At 34.2% G+C, this 19,526-nt stretch carries 25 protein-coding genes; 7 read left to right on the top strand and 18 right to left on the bottom strand.

All coding sequences use genetic code 11. The annotated features are described in order from the left end of the window. On the bottom strand, nt 1-153 hold the full coding sequence (locus KI369_RS15875) for a hypothetical protein (protein ID WP_000218031.1): 153 nt from the start codon (nt 151-153) through the stop codon (nt 1-3). A 45-nt stretch (nt 154-198) separates the two neighbouring features. Here KI369_RS15875 and KI369_RS15870 point away from each other — a divergent pair, with 45 nt between their 5' ends. Continuing rightward, entirely contained in the window at nt 199-537 is a 339-nt protein-coding gene (locus tag KI369_RS15870) for a helix-turn-helix domain-containing protein (protein ID WP_089603436.1), read from the top strand. A 94-nt stretch (nt 538-631) separates the two neighbouring features. On the opposite strand, the gene KI369_RS15865 is transcribed toward KI369_RS15870, so the two are convergent. Together KI369_RS15865 and KI369_RS15860 are read right to left on the bottom strand one after the other, a co-directional pair. After that, nucleotides 632-1,444: a helix-turn-helix domain-containing protein gene (locus KI369_RS15865; RefSeq protein ID WP_089603437.1), complete on the bottom strand. Its 813-nt coding sequence runs from the start codon at nt 1,442-1,444 to the stop codon at nt 632-634. A 136-nt stretch (nt 1,445-1,580) separates the two neighbouring features. Then, on the bottom strand, nt 1,581-1,895 hold the full coding sequence (locus KI369_RS15860) for a hypothetical protein (RefSeq protein ID WP_224742182.1): 315 nt from the start codon (nt 1,893-1,895) through the stop codon (nt 1,581-1,583). Nucleotides 1,896-2,013: 118 nt separating this feature from the next. On the opposite strand from KI369_RS15860, the gene KI369_RS15855 reads away from it, so the two are divergent. From KI369_RS15855 to KI369_RS15845, 3 genes are all read left to right on the top strand, one after another. Continuing rightward, nucleotides 2,014-2,358 carry a helix-turn-helix domain-containing protein gene (locus tag KI369_RS15855; RefSeq protein WP_089603439.1) on the top strand — a complete coding sequence of 115 codons (345 nt, stop codon included), beginning with the start codon at nt 2,014-2,016 and terminating at the stop codon, nt 2,356-2,358. Nucleotides 2,359-2,501: 143 nt separating this feature from the next. Further along, the gene (locus KI369_RS15850; RefSeq protein ID WP_089603440.1) at nt 2,502-2,801 is read left to right on the top strand and encodes a hypothetical protein; all 300 of its coding nucleotides are present in this window, start codon (nt 2,502-2,504) and stop codon (nt 2,799-2,801) included. Nucleotides 2,802-2,886: 85 nt separating this feature from the next. Continuing rightward, nucleotides 2,887-3,255: a hypothetical protein gene (locus tag KI369_RS15845; protein WP_089603441.1), complete on the top strand. Its 369-nt coding sequence runs from the start codon at nt 2,887-2,889 to the stop codon at nt 3,253-3,255. Between the two features lie 46 nt (nt 3,256-3,301). On the opposite strand, the gene KI369_RS29670 is transcribed toward KI369_RS15845, so the two are convergent. From KI369_RS29670 to KI369_RS15795, 11 genes are all read right to left on the bottom strand, one after another. After that, entirely contained in the window at nt 3,302-3,430 is a 129-nt protein-coding gene (locus tag KI369_RS29670) for a hypothetical protein (RefSeq protein WP_256943794.1), read from the bottom strand. Between the two features lie 119 nt (nt 3,431-3,549). After that, nucleotides 3,550-4,980 carry a CD-NTase-associated endodeoxyribonuclease Cap4 gene (gene cap4 / locus KI369_RS15840; RefSeq protein WP_089603442.1) on the bottom strand — a complete coding sequence of 477 codons (1,431 nt, stop codon included), beginning with the start codon at nt 4,978-4,980 and terminating at the stop codon, nt 3,550-3,552. Next, entirely contained in the window at nt 4,977-5,453 is a 477-nt protein-coding gene (locus KI369_RS15835) for a Mov34/MPN/PAD-1 family protein (protein WP_089603443.1), read from the bottom strand. Before KI369_RS15835 ends, cap4 begins: the two co-directional genes overlap by 4 nt. After that, nucleotides 5,446-7,179, bottom strand: coding sequence for a ThiF family adenylyltransferase (locus KI369_RS15830; RefSeq protein ID WP_089603444.1), 1,734 nt, complete (start codon nt 7,177-7,179; stop codon nt 5,446-5,448). The genes KI369_RS15835 and KI369_RS15830 overlap by 8 nt, the downstream gene beginning before the upstream one ends. Then, nucleotides 7,179-8,174, bottom strand: coding sequence for an SMODS domain-containing nucleotidyltransferase (locus KI369_RS15825; protein WP_089603445.1), 996 nt, complete (start codon nt 8,172-8,174; stop codon nt 7,179-7,181). The genes KI369_RS15830 and KI369_RS15825 overlap by 1 nt, the downstream gene beginning before the upstream one ends. A 296-nt stretch (nt 8,175-8,470) precedes the next feature. Further along, entirely contained in the window at nt 8,471-9,319 is an 849-nt protein-coding gene (locus KI369_RS15820) for a hypothetical protein (RefSeq protein ID WP_142294328.1), read from the bottom strand. Beyond that, entirely contained in the window at nt 9,279-10,094 is an 816-nt protein-coding gene (locus KI369_RS15815; protein WP_089603447.1) for an ImmA/IrrE family metallo-endopeptidase, read from the bottom strand. Before KI369_RS15815 ends, KI369_RS15820 begins: the two co-directional genes overlap by 41 nt. A gap of 30 nt (nt 10,095-10,124) precedes the next feature. Further along, nucleotides 10,125-10,559, bottom strand: coding sequence for a helix-turn-helix domain-containing protein (locus KI369_RS15810; RefSeq protein ID WP_089603448.1), 435 nt, complete (start codon nt 10,557-10,559; stop codon nt 10,125-10,127). 215 nt (nt 10,560-10,774) lie between these two features. Beyond that, the gene (locus tag KI369_RS15805; RefSeq protein ID WP_089603449.1) at nt 10,775-10,948 is read right to left on the bottom strand and encodes a helix-turn-helix domain-containing protein; all 174 of its coding nucleotides are present in this window, start codon (nt 10,946-10,948) and stop codon (nt 10,775-10,777) included. A 165-nt stretch (nt 10,949-11,113) separates the two neighbouring features. After that, nucleotides 11,114-12,409, bottom strand: a complete 1,296-nt coding sequence (locus KI369_RS15800) for a purine/pyrimidine permease (protein WP_212956587.1) — start codon at nt 12,407-12,409, stop codon at nt 11,114-11,116. A 98-nt stretch (nt 12,410-12,507) separates the two neighbouring features. After that, a complete protein-coding gene (locus tag KI369_RS15795) occupies nt 12,508-13,749 on the bottom strand; it encodes an amidohydrolase family protein (protein WP_212956586.1) in 1,242 nt (413 codons plus the stop codon). 180 nt (nt 13,750-13,929) lie between these two features. On the opposite strand from KI369_RS15795, the gene KI369_RS15790 reads away from it, so the two are divergent. Further along, on the top strand, nt 13,930-14,115 hold the full coding sequence (locus tag KI369_RS15790; protein ID WP_098268772.1) for a PspC domain-containing protein: 186 nt from the start codon (nt 13,930-13,932) through the stop codon (nt 14,113-14,115). Nucleotides 14,116-14,180: 65 nt separating this feature from the next. Here the strand turns inward: KI369_RS15790 and KI369_RS15785 are convergent, their stop codons facing one another. Next, a complete protein-coding gene (locus tag KI369_RS15785) occupies nt 14,181-14,753 on the bottom strand; it encodes a helix-turn-helix domain-containing protein (RefSeq protein ID WP_000658051.1) in 573 nt (190 codons plus the stop codon). A gap of 100 nt (nt 14,754-14,853) precedes the next feature. On the opposite strand from KI369_RS15785, the gene KI369_RS15780 reads away from it, so the two are divergent. Beyond that, nucleotides 14,854-15,819: a DMT family transporter gene (locus tag KI369_RS15780; protein ID WP_061688043.1), complete on the top strand. Its 966-nt coding sequence runs from the start codon at nt 14,854-14,856 to the stop codon at nt 15,817-15,819. Between the two features lie 144 nt (nt 15,820-15,963). Beyond that, nucleotides 15,964-16,629 (top strand): MIP/aquaporin family protein, encoded by a 666-nt coding sequence (locus KI369_RS15775; RefSeq protein WP_074607624.1) that lies wholly within the window; start codon nt 15,964-15,966, stop codon nt 16,627-16,629. 59 nt (nt 16,630-16,688) lie between these two features. Here the strand turns inward: KI369_RS15775 and KI369_RS15770 are convergent, their stop codons facing one another. The 3 genes from KI369_RS15770 to KI369_RS15760 all read right to left on the bottom strand — a co-directional run bounded on the left by KI369_RS15770 (nt 16,689) and on the right by KI369_RS15760 (nt 19,346). Continuing rightward, on the bottom strand, nt 16,689-17,120 hold the full coding sequence (locus KI369_RS15770) for an Rrf2 family transcriptional regulator (RefSeq protein WP_000512998.1): 432 nt from the start codon (nt 17,118-17,120) through the stop codon (nt 16,689-16,691). Between the two features lie 118 nt (nt 17,121-17,238). Beyond that, a complete protein-coding gene (locus KI369_RS15765; protein WP_212956585.1) occupies nt 17,239-18,459 on the bottom strand; it encodes an ABC transporter permease in 1,221 nt (406 codons plus the stop codon). Between the two features lie 2 nt (nt 18,460-18,461). Next, entirely contained in the window at nt 18,462-19,346 is an 885-nt protein-coding gene (locus KI369_RS15760) for an ABC transporter ATP-binding protein (protein WP_212956584.1), read from the bottom strand. Between the last annotated feature and the right edge of the window lie 180 nt (nt 19,347-19,526).

Raw genomic sequence — 19,526 nt, 5'->3', positions numbered from 1 at the left:
TTACAATGTATGCACGTCATCCTTGTCCATAGAATCATTTTGTTTCATTACTTCTACTAAAAGTTCCACATATAATTGAAACCATTTTTGTGCAGCTTCAGGATCATGAATATACGAAATCGATCTAAGCTGAAGCTTCTTTTGCACGGTCATTAAAATCAACACCTTTCAAAACAAATTGCATGGGAGGAATTACTATTGATTACACAATTAGGACAAACCATTCGTAATTTACGAAAGCAAAAAGGCATTTCCCTTCAAAATTTTGCTGAGCAAATTGAAGTCTCTCCGGGATATTTAAGTAACCTTGAAACACAAAAAACAGATACCATTTCTTTAACGTTACTCGCAAAATTGAATGAGGAATTTGATTTATTTCCTTCCCTGAATCACACAAATTCTCCTCATCATGAATTACATTTCCGGCTAGATCGGGTATGCGAACTACTGAAAACGCTACATGATACCAATCCCGAGTTAGCAAATTATTTTATTTCTCATATTGAACAAGGATTGATATTATACCAAAAGGAATAGTTGCTTAATGGTTATTATTACCAATTAAAAACTAATTATTCATTTTAATGAAATCATTTTATAAAAATGAATAAAGTACCCTGAAAAAGAGAGCCTATTTTTCCAAAACGGCTTTCTTTTCCATATCTTCCAATAACTCTTTTATTACTTTATTATAAAGACGATTTACTTGTGTAGATTTTTCATCTGTTCGTTGATAAATATACTCGTCCCCTTTCTTTATTATCCCCAGATGTTTATCTTCTTTTGGAAATACAAGATTGTAAAAATCTTGATATATTTGCAATCCCTTCTCTCCTTTTAATGAATATGTACGATCAGGAAAGAGTCTTTTAAATTGAGCTCTTAATAACCCTTGAAATGCTCTTTCATCCAAACCCTGAATCCTATTTTCATCTATGTTGCTCGGTTGTTGTCTGTTTTCAATCACTGCGTCCAACTTACTCACTTTTTGTTGCAATAAATCATATTCTTCTACCACTTGTTCATACACATCTTTCATCCATTGATTCTGCTTTTGCAATGCTGATATCTCTTCACACATAATATTTACCACATCATATAAAAAATTAATGTCCCCATTCGTTATACTCTCCCTTCCTTCCGAATACTCAACTTCTCCTTCATTTTTTTTATGAAATAAAGCTTGTACTTGTTGTTTTACATCGTTTACATCTTGAATAAGATGATGATATTCTTGCAAAATTTGACGTAATCCTGGACGCTTCTTATCGATAAACTCAAATAAATCTTCTTCACGAATACTCCATCCCTCCTTCCGATTTTCTGATGGAACTGCTGCAATTTCTAACTTCCGGAGCCAATCTGTAAATGTTTTATAACTTACCTTTATATAGTTTTCTTCTAAAATCTTCATCGCTTCTTGAACATTAATCCACCTTGTCATATTCCACCTCACCTCATGTCTCTAATAATTTTATGAATGTCATATAACAGATATAACTACACAAAAGTAATATTAAAAACAAAAAAAGATTTAGCTCTTCTCCAAGCTAAATCCCGTTTACATAATCTCACTATTGTTATCTCGTTAATTTTGATTCGTTCTTTCTTAAATCCATAAATTTGTTATAAATAATACCCGCTTCGGTTTCTGTGTGAATATCAAAACTCCAGTACATTTCAGATCTTAACTCGTCTTCATTTATTTCTATTTCATGTACTAATTTTCCAACTACCTCTAATACATCTTCATTCCACAATTCTTCTTTTAATGTTTGATTTAACACCAATTGAGCTACTTCCATTGTCTGAAATATAACATCTAATCCATATCCCATCCTACTTACCCCCATTACAATATACCCCATCGCTTCTGTATCTTTCAAAAACTTCACTCCTTCCACTATTTCATTTTCATAAAAGTCATTTATAAAAAGTCTGTTTTCTTTCCCTACTGCATATACTTTTAAAAATATAACATTTGTTTAAGAACTAACTAAGGGAGGTATTTATTTGTTACAACATCTCGGGCAAACCATTCGAACATTGCGAAAGCACAAAGGAATTACACTAAGTGAGCTTGCAGCAACATTACATGTTTCACCGGGCTATCTCAGTAATTTAGAAACAATGAAAACTGATACTGTTTCACTTGCATTTTTAGAACAAATACAAGAAGAACTGAATCTGTTCCCTACTCTCACCCAGGAAACAGATTCCCAAAACCATGAACTTGATTTTCGTTTGCGACGATTATGCCAAGTATTACAAAAAACTTATGACAAAAATCCAGTCTTAACAGATTACTTTTTGTCTCATATCGAGAAAGGTTTAGAACTTTATCAGCAATCTCAATAATTTTCCTACTCTCATTATGAACAACTTGTCTGCTTATTATTCATTATTATGAATTAATTTTATAAATATGAATAAATTTGCAAAAAAAGGAGAACCTTTATAAAAAGAGGTTCTCTTTTTTCTAATTAAGGAGCTGAATATACATGAAAAAAGAACTGATACAAGTAGTTGAAAGCTATATAGATTGGATACACATCCAATTTGAAGATGGCAGCAATTTTATTGGGGATGATTACATTGACTCTATTGAAGACATGTTTCAAGAAGCTGGTATTTCATACAATCAAGATGATCTAAAACAAACTATGCAAGAAATTGTTCATGCCCTGAGTAAGGAGTATGGAGCTAATAATGTTTTTTACGGAGCTCCAGAACATACAATCCTTAATGGTAATCGATATGTGACAATCTATAATCAATTAATTGTACTAAACAATCATTAAATATAATGACTTCTTTATTTTCGTAACTTCATATGGCGTGATTGTTAGAATACAATTTTCTTCTTTTCTAGGAGGCACCAAGCAAATGAAACTTATCACATTAAATAACGGAATAAAAACAAAACAATATCCAGACGTTAAATCCCTTATCGATTTCTTTGAAGCAGCCAAAAACTATGGATTTCTATTCTACACTGCAGATTTAAAAAAGTTACCTCTAGATGAATATTTTCATATTTATCATCATTCAAGTAAAGGCAGTGGTGGATATCAGCAAGCTTTTCCGATCCCCAGCACGTTATACCATTCTTTAAAAATCGACCATTATTCACTTAAATGGTTAAATATCTTTTATCAATTATATTATCAAGACGCTCCTCCTCCACCTTGGAAATGGAAACATTGGGATACTTATATAGGTGAAAATTACGTATGGATTTATAAAACAGAATAACCTTTTCTACTACGTTATCCTTTTCAACAAAATAAAAAACTCCTGATTAACTAGGAGTTTTTTTGTCTTGCTGCTTCATAAAGTACATTTTTAATGCTTCTAGAAACGCTTCTTCAATTTTTATCGTACCATATATTTCATTACCTAGTTTAAGTGGAGAGGTTTTTGCAGTCATCGTTCATCACCTCATGACCACTATATGCAAGATACCCTTATGGACTACCCTATTTTGTTTTAGTAGCAAAGAATTCCTCATCAGATTTATCTTTTAGAATATTAAATGATAAATCAAGTTCAAGATAAACAAACTGTTTTTACATAATCTCCAGTTTTAACCCATTCATAACATTGAGTACGAGGCATCGCATTCCAGCAATGTCCTAAGAATAAAGCAAGATGAGATGGTCCAGCATAAAACAAATCAATTTCGTCTACATCAATTTGTGCACATACTTTCTTTATTTCTTCTTTTATTGCGTTTACAACTACATTTACTTGTTCAGCCGAAACGATTGGAAATGATGATGCTACCTCTAATACCGAATTTTCTTCCTCATCAATTCCGCTTAAAAACGTTCTAACCTCATCTGTCATATTTTCTTTCATTATTGCAATTATCACAGCAAGCTTTTTCCCTTTTCCTACCCGGAAGTTAGTTTGAATTGGATACCCTGGTGTGGTTGATGTAGGGTATTGATTTGTACTCCAGAAATCTCCTCTATACTCCATTTCAATATTAAATCCCGAAACAGCAGAAAAGGTTTGACCTATTGCCATCGCGCTTGAATTCCTTCTACTTCCTTGCAATCTGATTTTACGATTAGTCCTATTATCGATAATCCACTGTTTTGTTTGCTCTAATTCAGTAAGCAATTGGCTAGTCCACTCTTCAGATGAAGGAAAGCTTCTTTCCTTTCCTCCGAAAAACGGTTCCCACATAAACAACAATTGTTTTCCACTTGTTTCCTCATTATTTATTTTCGTCTCAAGAATCGTTGGTTTTGAAAAAAATTCATCATCTTCAATAGAACGTATAATTGTTTCTTTAATTTCTTTTCTTGAAACTGGCTTATTTTTTCTTGATACCAGCAACTCTGTTAAATAACTATGGACATTATTTATTTTCTTCTTAGGTAGTTCATCAAAATCTGGAAGGTTTTCTGACAAATTCCCAAAAAACATCCCTTCCGACTGTGCATTCAATGATCCCCATGTATCTTCAATCATAACCTTATTAAACAAAAACTCTGCTGTTTCCTCATCTTTTTCAAGTTTCAAAACAATTTGTTTATAAGCTTCATATGAATTCTGTAGAATCCCTGATGATTGTTCAAAAAAAGAATATGGATCTCTCAGTCTTCGTAATCCGTTAATTAAGGGTTTAATTGTATCTGATACCCCTGTACAAGATAAAGTGAACCAGCGATATGTACCTGGACTCCCCTTATCCATTGTTTTAAATCGTTCGATCTCTTCCCAAAATTTTGCTGGCGTCATATTATGATTCTTAGCCTCAATCGCTTCAATAATCATACCTTTGCCTGGAACAAAAAACTTCACTTCAATATCCCCAATCGATTCCCAAATAAGGGATGTAAACCCTTCGAAAGAAAGCCAATAAGGAATTTTATTGAGGATTAAATTTCTTTGGAAATCAAATCCTCCCCCTGCAATGTCTCCCCCAGTCGATTCCGATTCCAATAAAGATGGCTTGTGTTCATTCATGTATAATCCCCTCCCTTTACCATCTCACCTTTCAATACAGGGTTACCAGGTACGTAAAGCGTAACATTGCCATGTACAGATTGAGATTCTATTTTTACAATTAACAAAACAGCAAAATTTGCACCTACAGCTTCATCATTTACTATTCCCCACATCGTTTGAATATCTTGAGAACTAGGCATAAGCGAAAAAGAAGGATGTGAGTGCCACTCACCTAGATAATTATATTTTCTATATTGGAACTTATTTTTACTAAAAAAGTAATTTAGACTTTTTCTCATTACACCTGATATTTGTCTTACGAAACGAATCCATGTACCATCATATAATTGGACCGTCACATCACAAATTCTAAATGTATTTTCTCCGATATGCTCTCCCATTAAAATGCCACCAATTTCATTTCTGCCTGCCTTTTTAAGCTCAACTTCCAATCTTTGTTCAATTCTTTTAGGCATAATAACTTTAATCATTTCTCTTCTCCAATAACGGCGCTATAAAATCAATTACTTCTTTTATAACATCTTGATTTTCCTCCGGTATTATTTCCTCAATTAAATGATTCGTCTCAATCGGAAATATTTCAAAAGGTTGTTCAAATATCCAGCTTTTCTTCAAACCTATTAAATACATAGAAAAAGGATAATCCGACTTTTCATCTTTAAGTGCATCAGTTATATACCTTGCTAAATGATTCGCAATAATGCCTACATCAGCATCTGAAGCAATCCATACTTCACCTAATTCAGTTTGTAATCCATACGCCTCTTCGCCTAATTGAGATATTGTAGGCATTTCTGAAGTAGCTTCCAAAAGTGCCTTTCTCATAATTTGAGGACTTGGATCTAACTTGGGACGACTTCTTGCAATAAGCCCCCCGATCCCACCAGAAAATAATTCTCCCCAAATCATTGGTTTCTCATAATTTTTACATATCGCAGATAACAAATTAAAAATCTTACTATCCGCCGTAGCATCAACAATAACGTCACAAGAGCCTAATTCAGTAATATTCGCATTTAATGATGTAATTGCTTCTTGCCCAGTTAAGTTGATCCTAGATACTTCAACTTCTACAGAGCTTGAAATAAGTTCAAGCTGCTCTTTAATAGCATCAACCTTATGATTCCCGACATTTCTCCAATCCAAGGTATGCCTCTGAATATTCCCTCTCAAAAATATATCTTCATCAACAAGGAAAAATTTCTCTACCCCTGATCTTGCAAGAGCATTCACTATTTTGCTTCCTAAAGAGCCTACTCCAACCATACCTACCTTTTTATCTTTTAGTGAAAACAATTCCGGTTGGCGCCGATCCACGTTTTCTTTGTCCATTACTATTGGTATCTTATGTATCTTTTCTTTATTTTTAATACATAATAGCGAAAATATCGCTCCTACCTCATCAACCAATATAAATAAACTATTGGTTAAATCTTCAAATTCAATACATTCCTCTTTATATCCGTTTTTCAATAATAAATATTTTAATGCTTCACTTGAAGATAGAGATTTAATTTCAGCTGATGCATTCTTTACATAATAAATGCTTCCTTTTCCTAATAGCTTACCTTTCAATTCATTCGGTAAATAATCGTTTTCCCAAATTATTTTTGATTTATCATAAATCTGTCCAATATGCACAATGGTAGCTCTATTTTCAAAAATGTAGTGAAAATTCATTTGCTTATATTCAGTAGGGTTCGAATTTGACACTATTTCCAACAGAACCTGATTTACATATAATCTAATCGTTTCTGTTCTTAGTTCTTGTCCAACGGAGAGTACGTGTCTTGAAAGAACAACAGAACTCTCTTCCCCACCTTGCTTTCCTTTTGGATTCTCCGTATATATTAATCGGTAGGCGCTTTCCAAGATTCTTGCACCTGTAACATTTTCGTGCCAATTGTCAGGTCCCCATTCTAAACAAAGAGTTCCATTTACATACTGATGCTCCGTCCACCATTTCTCTTTCTCTATGGATTTAACACCTGGTGCTGAGAAAGGGAAAAGAGGTGGATACCCCATTTCTAGTTCATAAATATGACCATGAGCTTCTATTTTTACTTGTACGGCTAGTTCATTACCTGAAATACACCATTCCATCCCTAGCAGCCAGTCTTTAGTTAATTGTAATTGTTCTATTTCTTTCCGTTCATGTAATAAACGATTCGCATTTTCTAAGAACCAAATCCCCATTAGGCAAATCCTCCGGGTTTCTTTGGTTCAATAGGACGATCTGGAAACGTCAACGGTGGTGGGATTAGTGCACTTTTCACAAATGGACTTGAACTTTTTTTGCTCTTTGGGAAGCGCGGACCGAAAATTGAACGCCACAATTTCACAGCCTCATCTTCATTTGTTTCTTCTAATGCTTTTCTCGCCATCTCGGCATGGAGTTTGACTTTATCGTAAAAACCTTTAAATGCATCAAATGTAATTCCATCTGTGACAGAGTTTCCTGGAACACCTGGATCACCAATCGTAGGGACAATTCCTAACCTAACATAGATCTCATATTTATTCACAATTTCTTCCATAGTTTTCACGAATAGCTCAGCGTATTTAGTCTCAGATTTATCCATGCATTCCGCTACAATACACTCAATTACAAAACCTTTTGGTTTCTTTGCTATTGTTGGATTAACACGACGCCACCACTTCATTATTTTTACAAGTGGTTTAAACATACCTTTGCTTTCTTGGTTCACCCCTATTGTCCATATCGTATGCTTAGGGGGATTCGTTTCAAGCCACTTTTCTTGTTTTCTATCAGGAATATAAAGTTTTCCATCCATACCATCAGGTGCAATTATAGGTACAACATCCATATCCGCCTTTCCTGTATTTATTCCAACTGAACGATTTTGTTTCCTGATATTAGGATATTGTTTTTTTAAAACATCATACAGTAAATTTATAACATCTTTAGGGTCATCTGCTTGTGTGTAATTAGTTACTACAATGATATCAACATCGGGGCGTGTAATTTTTCCATCCACAATTCTTGGACGAATTGCTGTATCCCGTTTATATGATCCTGATAAAAAATCTGAATCACGGTATGGTTTAAAAGTAGCATCCTTTTCCAAAAAACTTCTTAAATCAGTATGCGCCTTACTCGCATCACCCTTAGTTGTTGTACTTGGCTCTATATCTCCTAAAAATGCTAAAAATTGCTTTTGTGTCGCCATGACTTCCCCTCCTAATAATACCAATGGTTTCTTAATTCTTAACACATAGAAGTAAACATTTATTTATCAAAAGATGAAATATTTCTAATATACACTGGACACAAACAAAATAATTGTGAACGTAACACTCCATCATTAGTCATTAGAATTTCCTAATTCAATTACCACTTTCTTTTATAAGTGTAATCAAAATTATTGCTTCAAACGGATAACTACCTGTAATATTTATCCTCTTACTACGATAAAAGAAACGGCTTTAAAAGGCATAAGAACTGGCTCTTATGCCTTTTAAAATCTTACTCATATTTTAATACCCCTTCAACTGTCAACTCGATTTTTTTTGTATTATCAAATAAATCTTCAAATATTTGCCTGTATTCTAAATTAACTTTTTTACCGCTACTGTCCCACACATTCATTCGTTCTCTAGGACTGTATTTCCTAAAATAAGAATTACACTCTTCCTTTGTCATTCCAGCTTTTTTCAGAAAAAGAAAACTTGCCAGTGGCGTACAAGCATTTACCTTCCCATCAGTTACATTCACTAAAAGTTTTCTCGCTCTTCTATCATTAGAAACATACAGATTGATTGTTGATAGAGATATGTAGTCTAAAACCCTTGTTAAAACAATGGTTTTAACTTCCCCAACATCCATATCTTCCCTTAAAGACTTTTCGCAAAAATCCATATCCTTAATTAAGGAATCAATATCACTATAAGTTTTACTATATAATGATGAATAAATTTGAGGTAACGGATGATCCTCATGTAAAAAGTCCAAAGTTTCGCTTAAAAGATTTAAATAAACATGACATACTGTTTTCTCTTTTCCAGGCAACCAATCTGATAAAAAACCTAGTAAATCTGCATCAGTTATTACTTCAATTTTTTTATCCTGTATCAAAGAGGTAACATGAGTGACTACATCAGGTGGTTTTGTTATTTCCCTATAAACATACTCATGAATGTATGTTTCTTTAAATAAAGGCAACATAACACTTAAGTGCGAACCCCCACCCGCTATTAATCTACCCATTTTTATACAAGCATCTGCATCCAAAACAGCAACGTAATCCTGACTCATTCTCGCTTCTCCCCAATTATTATTTTTTTTCTTCCTCCCCATGCATAAGAATTTCATCAAGATTTATATCCCCCGACAAAATAGAAAAATCCCTTTTCAATTTATTGCGAGATAAATTGAAATCTTCTAAATTCATTGTAGCATATTTAATAAGATCCCCATATTCTTTCTCTTCCGTTCGTTTTTGCCACTCGAGAGCATATCTTGTTTGATGCATTAATAAAAGCACACCATCATCAGGGCTTTTATCTGGAATAGCTAATAGCGTCTCAGCTTGCTCTAAATTAATAAAATTGACTTCATATAAACGCAGTACCATAGCTTTATATGGTACTGCGAATGAATCCACTAATTTCAATATTTCTAGAACCCCAATTTCTCCCTTATTAATCTTCAACAATCTCATTTCTTCAAATAAATGTTGCTTAGGTACTAAAAAACACGCTGCATAAGAATTAGCTTTCATTTCATTTTCATTTCCATTGAAAGAACTATCTACATCATTTAAAATTTCTGATTTTTGTTCCAAATCATATTTAAGGTGATACAATTCATGTGCAGCAGCAAAAATTTGCTCACCTAGTGGCATATAAGAATTGATATAAATAAAATTTTTACTATTCTTAAACAATGTAAATGCATATAATTTTTCATCTTGGATAGGAAATACGATTACTTGTAAACCTTCGACCCTTCTTAAAATCCTAAAAATATTTTGTTGCACCTTTTGATTATAATGTAATTCAATCAAATCAGATGTCGCTTTTCGTTCTATTTCATAAAAAACTTCTTTATCTTTATGGAATAGAATGTTTTTTATTTGTATCTTAGCCAATTATTTCCCCCCCATATATCTTTCTATTTATCATACATTCCGCTCACATTCTTTAGCAGGGCTTATTCCTTCAAAAGAAACAATTCTATTTCGAACTTTATTTTTGTCTTCATATAAATCTTGGTAATCAGTGATTAATTCAATTATACGAAAAGCTTTTGTAAGTCCTTCTTTACCTACTTGAGAAGTAACTTTCCCCATAAATACAGGGACTACATCTTCCTCTACACTTTCCACAATATATTCTTCCTTTTCAATTGGTTCTAATAATTGTTCCACTGGAACTTTTAGAATATCCGCAATTTGACGTATTTCAAGTATATTTGTATTCTTATCACCTTTTAGAATTTTACCCATTACTTGTTTGGAAATTTGCAATTCATCAGCTAATTTTTGTTGTGACCACTGTAAATTATTTAATTCCTGAAGGATTCTTTGTCCTACCATTTGATAAAAGTTTAACATTTATCAACACCTCCTAATTACTATTATTACGCTAAACAACAAAAAAGTCAACGTTTCGTTAACTGATAAAACCATAAAACAAACAAAGTCAACGTTTCGTTAACGAACCTGATGAATTATAACTTTGGTTTTATAACATATTAAAACTATATTTTGAAGGTATATAAGTATATTCTACACCTCACTTTTTCAATTCATTCAAAGTACATGTCCAACTATTTTTTGCAAACAGTACATATGACATTTGAGATGTGGTTGCGTACTGTTTTTTCACTGATAAAAAGTTCACCTGCAATTTCCTTCGTTGTTTTATCTTGAACCAGTAATTCAAATACTTCTCTCTCTCTCTTTGTGAGTAACGGTTTAGATTGATACGCTTTTTCCTTCAACTGGTATAACCCTCCTTGCTTAAGCCAGAGCCGTGTATGTGTAAGTTGGGTGTTTATTTAGTCAAGATATTGTATGAACGAAATGTGCGGGTGGTGAATGAAAATGGGCTTTATTTCACATGTTATTTTAGACTTTTATACAGTGCGTACACTCTTTGTATCCACTTATTTCTCGATGCGCCATATTTGTTCTAGCAATATACTTACAACAGTACCTACAAATAAACCATTTCCGAATATATATTGCATAACAGACGGCAAGGATTGGAGCGCTCCAGACGGTAAAAACATAACGCCGCTGCCAAATAATACTGCAACGCCTAAAATTGTTACATTCCTTTCATTAAGCTCCACTTGTTTTATATTATTTAACCCAATTCCAATTAACTGTACGAAAGAAGCCATTAAAACCGCAGATGCAACAGCGGATGGTAAAGATGCTAAATAACGAATAATACTTGGGAACAGCGACATTACGACTAGTGACATACATGCTAGTAAGAACGATCCTATATACTTTTGTTTTGTTAAACGTATAAATCCTGCCGTCGCGGGTAGCGGCACGACACCTACAGTTGAAAATATAGAAGAAATGATATGTGAAATGCCTCCAACCCACGTACCATCCTTCAACTGTTTCTGTTCAATAGTCCCTTTTTGAATGGTAGCTTGATTAATTGCTATAATAGCTGCCACTGTATTTGAAACTAAAATACATACCATAACGAAACTCGATACAGCCATACCTGTATTCCATTTTGGAAGTCCCCAAGCAAATATATGTGGAAGTTGTACAAAGTGCGTTACTTGAGATGGAATCGTCACTTTTCCTGCAATTAGAAAAAGAATCCACCCACTAATTAATCCTATTAAAACCGCATAACTTTTGACAAATCCTTTTCCAAAATTAGATAGTATAATAACGAAAAGAAATATACTAAACGCAATTATCGCTGTAAATCCATCGATTTGAGAAACAGTAGTAGTAATTCCTAGCATTCCTTTTAAAAATACACCGCTTAATTGTAAACATAATAAAAGTAAAAACGTCCCTGTCACAAGCGGTGTAAATAAAAATAAAATACGTCCGATAAAACCAGTTACGCCTAATCCTATTAAAATAACACCAGAAATAATCATTCCTAATTCTAAAATTTGCAACGTACTATGTAATTGATCTTGTCCGGCCGTTGCGTAAGCAAGTACGGTAAATACTCCAACCCAAGATCCAGCTGGTCCATCCGCAATTGGTAGTCTATGTCCAAGCCACCCTTGTAAAAAAGAAGATATACCAACTACAAAAAACGTACGCTGCATTAAATAAAATATTTCTTCCGTCGTAAGATGAAATAATCCGCCAACGACAATTGGTAATGCGATTGAATTCGCCAATAAAAATATAAACCATTGCAAAGTTCCCATAATATGATTTTGATTATGTTGATTGTCCAAATTTTCCATCCCTTCTAGCTTCCTTATAAAAAATATATTGTAAGCATAAAAAAGAAGGGTTCTACACACACAATTAGAACCCTTCCAAAAACATTTAAACGATTCCTTTACACAAGATTATTTAATTCCACCTCATTTAAACTTCCAACAACAATATTTCCTTTATGTACGACTAAACGCTTCTCTGTTTGACGCGCTACCGCTTCAGCAGTACATGTTGCATTCGTCAAAACAAAACTCGCTTCATCTCCTACATTCGGCCATGCTCGCTTCCCATCATCGTTTAACGTTTCTTTTCCTCCCGTAATAAAGCGAAGTGCTTTTCCTAAAGACCTTTCATCACTCCATCCGAAACGTTCCGCTAATCGATTTGCCTTTTGCAGCATATCACCTGTTCCAAACGGTGACCAATGATCAGTAATACTATCATTTCCTAACGAAACTTTCACACCTTTTTTATCTAATAACGGAATTGGGATTACTTGTTTCCCAATTGGCACCGTTGAAGTGATATCGATATGTAAAGCAGCTAGTCTTTCTGCCACTTCTTCAGCTTCTTTATCCGTAACACCACCAAGTCCAAGTGCATGACTAATCGTTACGCGACCTTGCCATCCCGCTTCTTCTGTTAAACTTGCCAATCTCTTCATCGTAAACGTCCCAAGATTATTCGCATCATGCAGATGAATATCAACATCCGAATTAAATTCTACCGCGATATCCATAATTGTATGTAATGATTTTTCAATATCATTATCCACTGTAGCTGGATCCACTCCACCGACTAGATGCGCACCCATACGCATCGCATCTCTCACAAGTTGCACAGAATTACTGCGCAATAATCCATGTTGCGGAAAAGCAACAATTCTACCAGAAACCTGATCTTTATATGTTTCCAACGCCGCTAACGTCGCCTCCAAATTACCAAGCCCAATAATCGGATCAACATTACAATGCGTTCTTATATTCGTCGCACCATTTCGGAGCAATAACGCTAGCATATTTTCCGCCCTATCTTGAGCAGTTGCTAATTGCTTCGGCAAAATTTTTTCTTCTTCATTAAAACGTGTAAAAATACTTTCTGCTGGCATGCAAGCTTTCCAAGGACCACTATAATACGTCTTGTCAATGTGAATATGCATCTCTTCGAAAGCGGGCAAAATTAATAAACGATTCGCATCAAGAATGAGTACCCCTTCCTCTTGAACAGTCCCTGCTATGATTTTTTTAATTCGTCCCTCTTCAATAAGTAAACTACATAACTCTGTTTCTGTTTTTGAAACTCTCCCCTCTTCATATGTATACCCCGATTCAAGCGTTACATTAGTCAACCAATATACTGTCATCTCTATTTCCCCACCCTTTATTAAAAGTTACGTCTTACTATAATTTTAATATCAACTGAAAATTAAGACAATTAATATGACTGTTCCCTAAAAAAATGTAATACAACCTCATAGTTTCCTCATAGATTTCCATATAGAATAGAAGTATAGAGTTTGCTATAAAAAGGAGTGTATTGGAAGATGTCAAAAAAATTATGTAAATCCGAAACTGATAAAATGCTATTTGGTATATGCGGTGGTTTAGGAGAATATTTTGATATTAGCTCTACTCTCATTCGCATACTTTGGGTCATTGCAGTTTTATGTTTTGGGACGGGATTTTTAGTTTATTTTATTTGTTTATTACTTATGCCACGTTCATACTAGCAGCATCATGCATATACGTAATCAAAATATAAAAAATCACCTATAGAATTCTATAGGTGATTTTTTCATGAAGAGTATTTCATCGTTAAATGTAATACTGCCACTTCATCTTCTTCATTCTTATAACTATGTTTCTTATTCGCTTCAAATTGAATAGAGTCAAACTCATTTAATTCGTATACATCGCTTTCTACTTGAATCGATACTTTCCCTTTCATTACCGTTACAAGCTCAATAGCACCTTCATGATGAGCTTCTGGTTCATATATACTATTTGATCGTAAACAAGCACGATGCATTTCCATCCCCGTTTCTTTCGTATAACGGAACATTGTTTCTAAATGCCATGCTTGTCCTACGTCTACTGCAAATCCTTCTCCGCAGCGCGCAACAGCTACAGGTTCTCCAACAACCATCAATCTCGATAAAGGAATCGATAATCCTTTCGTTATTTTCCAAATGACGGCTAACGTCGGATTCGTTTCACCCCTTTCAATCTTTCCTAACGTTAATTTACTAACTCCTGTTTTTTGAGCTAATTCTTCTAAACTTAATTTTTGCTCATTTCGAATTTGCCTTAATAACTGACCTACTTGCTGAATGACTTCTTTCGTTTGCATATCTTCATGTTCTTTCATCTATAAAACCACCTTAAAGTATAAAATAGTTTACTTTTACATAATTAAAGTATATTATACTATACATAATCATTTAATTTCAAAAGGAGTGTTATACTTCATGCGCGCAATATTATTAGGACTTTTATCATCGGCCTTTTTTTCTGCAACCTTTATTATTAATAGAGCGATGAATGTATCTGGAACGAGCTGGGCTTGGACAGCTTCCTTCCGTTTTTTATTTGCTCTCCCTATTTTATTCCTTATCGTTTTATTTCGCAAAAACTTAAGGGGATTATGGGAAGAATTAAAGAAACATCCATTGGCGTGGATCGGGTGGGGTTCTGTTGCTGGTATTGGTTTCTATTCTTTATTAAGTTTTGCAGCTGTCTTTTCTCCAGCTTGGCTCGTTGCTGGAACTTGGCAAGTTACTATATTAGCAGGTTTACTACTCTCGCCATTATTTTTCGTTAAAATAGAAACGAAATCAGGTACGAAACTTGTACGCGGAAAAATTCCACTTCGTAGTTTATATGTCGCATTATTTATTTTACTTGGTGTAATTTGTATGCAAGCAACTGCAGCAGGTCACATTACAATGACTCAGTTTATTTCAGGGTTTTTACCTGTCGTGTTAGCTGCTTTCTTATATCCGTTCGGTAACCGAAAAATGATGGAACTTGTTGGCGGGCGCCTTGATACATTCCAACGTGTATTAGGAATGGCAATAGGCAGTCTTCCTATAACAATTTTACTTGGTATATACGGATTTTCTACTACAGGTATTCCAACATCAAGCCAAATGCTACAAGGATTTTTGTTAGCATTATGTTCTGGCGTTATAGCGACAATGACATTTTTCTTTGCTACTGACTTAGCCAAAGATAATCTCGCTCTGCTTGGAGCTGTTGAAGCAACGCAAGCTGGAACGATGGTTTTTACCGTACTTGGCGAAATTATTTTCTTGAATGGTTCATTTCCTGGTGGTCTTTCCCTACTTGGAATGATTATTATTATGTTGGGAATGGTTGCAAATAGCATTTTAAATCGATCTGTTCCAGTCGTTAAACAGAGAAAAACAGCATAAAAAAGAGTGTGGTTCTATAAACAAAGAACCACACTCTTTTTTTATTGTCCCCCTATTTTGCCTTATCAGAATAGTATTTCATTGGCTGTTTATACTAAAACCTATGTTATAATACGTTTCATGCGCAATATTAGGAGGTAAATTATGTTAAAAAAAGCAATCGCTGAATTTATTGGTACATTTGTACTTGTATTATTCGGAACTGGAGTAGCTGTCATTGGCGGCGGAATTGAAGGAATTGGAACACTAGGAATCGCTATGGCTTTCGGTCTATCTATTGTGGCTATGGCATATAGCATCGGAACAATTTCTGGATGTCACATTAACCCAGCAGTATCAGTAGCTATGTTCATCAACAAAAGAATGAACGCTATGGAACTTTGTTATTATGTATTAGCTCAAATTTTAGGTGGTTTATTAGGAACTGCAACGTTAGTAACAATTTTAAAATCTGCTAAAACACCTTTAGATAATTTAGGACAAAACGGTTTTGGAACTCTTGGTTTATCTGGAGCATTTCTAGTTGAATTTATTTTAACTTTCGTATTCATTTTAGTGATCGTTGCTGTAACAGGTAAAAAAGGAAGTTCTTCTCTAGCAGGATTAGTAATTGGTTTCACATTAGTTTTAGTTCACTTATTAGGTATTCCGTTAACTGGAACTTCTGTTAACCCAGCTCGTAGTATCGCACCAGCTTTATTCGCTGGCGGAGAAGCACTTTCTCAACTATGGGTATTCATCGTTGCACCAATTCTTGGTGGTATCGTAGCCGCTATCGTAGGTAAATTCATTTTAAATACTGAAAAATAGAATTTTCAATATTTCTGAATAAAAAAAGGCGAGCCCTCATTATGAGGATGCTCGCTTTTTTACTCTTTCATTTTAGACTTTAAATTTGTAACTAATTGATCTACCGTTACATTTGCAAGTACGTTTTCCATCGCTTCTTGCGCTTGCATTAAAATAATTTCTAATACTGATTGAATATTAGCTCCTACTGGACATTCAATGTTGGGATTTTCATGGAAGGAAAATAGCTGTCCTTCTTCTACAACTTCCACTGCTTTATATACATCAAGTAATGTAATTTCTTCTAAATCACGAGCAAGTGTCGTACCACCTTTACCAGCTTGTACATCAACAAGTCCTGCTCTCTTCAACATTCCTGTAATGCGACGAATCACAACTGGATTTGTATTCACACTACCGGCAATCCATTCAGAGGTACAGCGAGAGTTTCGATCTATCGCAAGTAATGTCAGCATATGAACACCTACTGTAAAACGACTACTAATCCCCATCTGCACACCCTCCTTTGTATTCATTCTATTAAAAGACGACTCTTATTATTATATACTATTTTTAATTTATACATAAAGAAAAAGCATGATTTCAATAGGAAATCATGCTTTTCTCTCATTATTGACGCTTTATGAATTTTGCTAAATCTTTAAATTTCACTTTATCTGAGTAATTCATTACGCCGTTTACGTAAATGCGACTTGCAAGCATATTGACGATAGCAATAGTCACCAATAAAATGACTAAAGTCACAATAATCTCTACAGTTCCTGCTTCACCCGCTACAAGCCTTGAAAATGTAACCATAGGTGTAAAGAATGGAATATACGAACTAACTACAGCCAATGTACTATTAGGATCAAATAGTGATTTAATACTAATGAAAAATGCTGCTATACCTAACATTGTAATTGGGAACGAAAGAGATTGCACATCCTCAATTTTTGATACAACAGCACCAACCGCTGCATATAACATTGCATATAGTAAGTAGCCCGTAACAAAATATACAACGAACATACTAATTACTACAGCATCCAACTTAGAAAAGTCTAGTGCAAGTCCCACTAAAGATGCATTTTCTAGGTCTACCCAACCCAATAAATATGGTACAAGAAAACCGAGGGAAGCAGTAATAAGTAATAGTAAAGCACTAGAAACAATTGCTAAAATTTTGGCATGTAGCATTGTTAATGGTTTTACTTTAGGAAGCATTAACTCCATAACACGAGACGACTTTTCAGATGCTATCGTCGTCCCAATTGTAGTTCCAAACACGATAATAAACATATATAAGGCAAACGAGAAAACATAGCCAATGCCAAAGGAAGATGCATGATCCTTTACTGCCTCTTGTTTTAACGGAATTTCCATCTGTAACTGCTTTGCTACTTCTACTGATACATTATTCTTTTCAATCATTACCGCTGTATATTGTTCTTTTAAATAACTCGCCATAAGTGTAGCAGTTGATTGACTCGGAAAACCACTATACATATACGTCACTTCCGGAATACCATTCTTTTCTGTAATACGGAATAGACCGTCTAAATCCCCATCTTCTACTTGCTTACGTAACTCATTAAACTTATCCTTATTTTCTACAGTTACTTTAGCAGATGGAAGTAACTTTGTTACATCACTTTCTTGCACTTTATACGTATCACTTTCCGTTACTACGGCAAATTTATCTTTCCCTTTGTCATTATCAGCAGTGAAATGATTAAACGCAAAAAGTCCAAACACAACTAAAAATAAAATCGCACTCGTAATTAATGATTTTTTAGATAAAAACGCTTCTCTAAAATAAAATGAAAATACGTGAGAAAATTTACGCATCGTTATTTCGCCCTCTCTACAAAGATTTCGTTTAACGTCGGCTCTAACATTTTAAATTGTCGTAAGGTAACACCTTGTTCTTGCAATTGTTGTAAAATCTTTAGAGCTTCTGCATCATCTTGTACTTGCACATAAAGAAGGCCTTGTTGTTTTTCATACGATACATGAATAGATTCTAATCCCTTCTCATTCTCTTCTGTATCTTCAATCGTTAAATTGCGGAAACCGTACTCTTTTTTAATATCACTTAACTGGCCTTTTACGACAGCTTCGCCTTTTTTCAAAATACATACATGTTGGCAAAAAGCCTCTACTTGTTCCATACGATGACTAGATAAAATAATTGTCTTTCCGCTCTGTACTTGTTCTTCAATAATGCTAGCTAACATCCCAGCATTAACTGGATCCAGCCCGCTAAATGGTTCATCTAAAATGAGAAGTTCCGGATTATGAAGAAGAGCAGCAATTAATTGGATTTTTTGCTGGTTCCCTTTCGAAAGCTCTCCTGCCGTTTTAAATTTATATTCCGGTATTGCTAATCGCTCTAACCAGTGATCAATAGCAAGATCTACTTCTTTTTTCGTCATTCCTTCTAATCTACCAAAATATCGCAACTGGTCTATTACTCTACTTTTCGTATATAAACCTCTTTCTTCTGGTAAATAACCAATTGTTATCCCGCTAGTCCCAAATGGTTTTCCATCCCATGTAATAGAGCCTTCATTAGGCGTTAATAATCCGAGAAGCATTTTGATTGTCGTAGTTTTTCCTGCACCATTTCGTCCAAGTAATCCTAGCACTTCACCTTTTGGCAACGAAATTTGCAAGCCGTTAACTGCTTTTGATTCCCCAAATAGTTTCGTTAAGTTTTGAATTTGTAAACTCAAAGTATAAAGCCTCCCCTTAGTTTCATTCATACTCTCTTTCAAAGACTATGTTTATTCCGGATAAAATATAGCACTACACTTCATCCTCTTAGTATGTAACATCATCTTAATCCATCATTTGTTCTATTTAGTTAAAATTGTAAATAATATAGTTTCATTTGTCAATTATAATTGTCATTT

It is taken from the genome of Bacillus sanguinis (assembly GCF_018332475.1).
Classification (GTDB): Bacteria; Bacillota; Bacilli; order Bacillales; family Bacillaceae_G; genus Bacillus_A; species Bacillus_A sanguinis.
The sequence above is the reverse complement of the archived record's forward strand: the minus strand, read 5'-3'. Positions and strand labels throughout refer to the sequence as shown.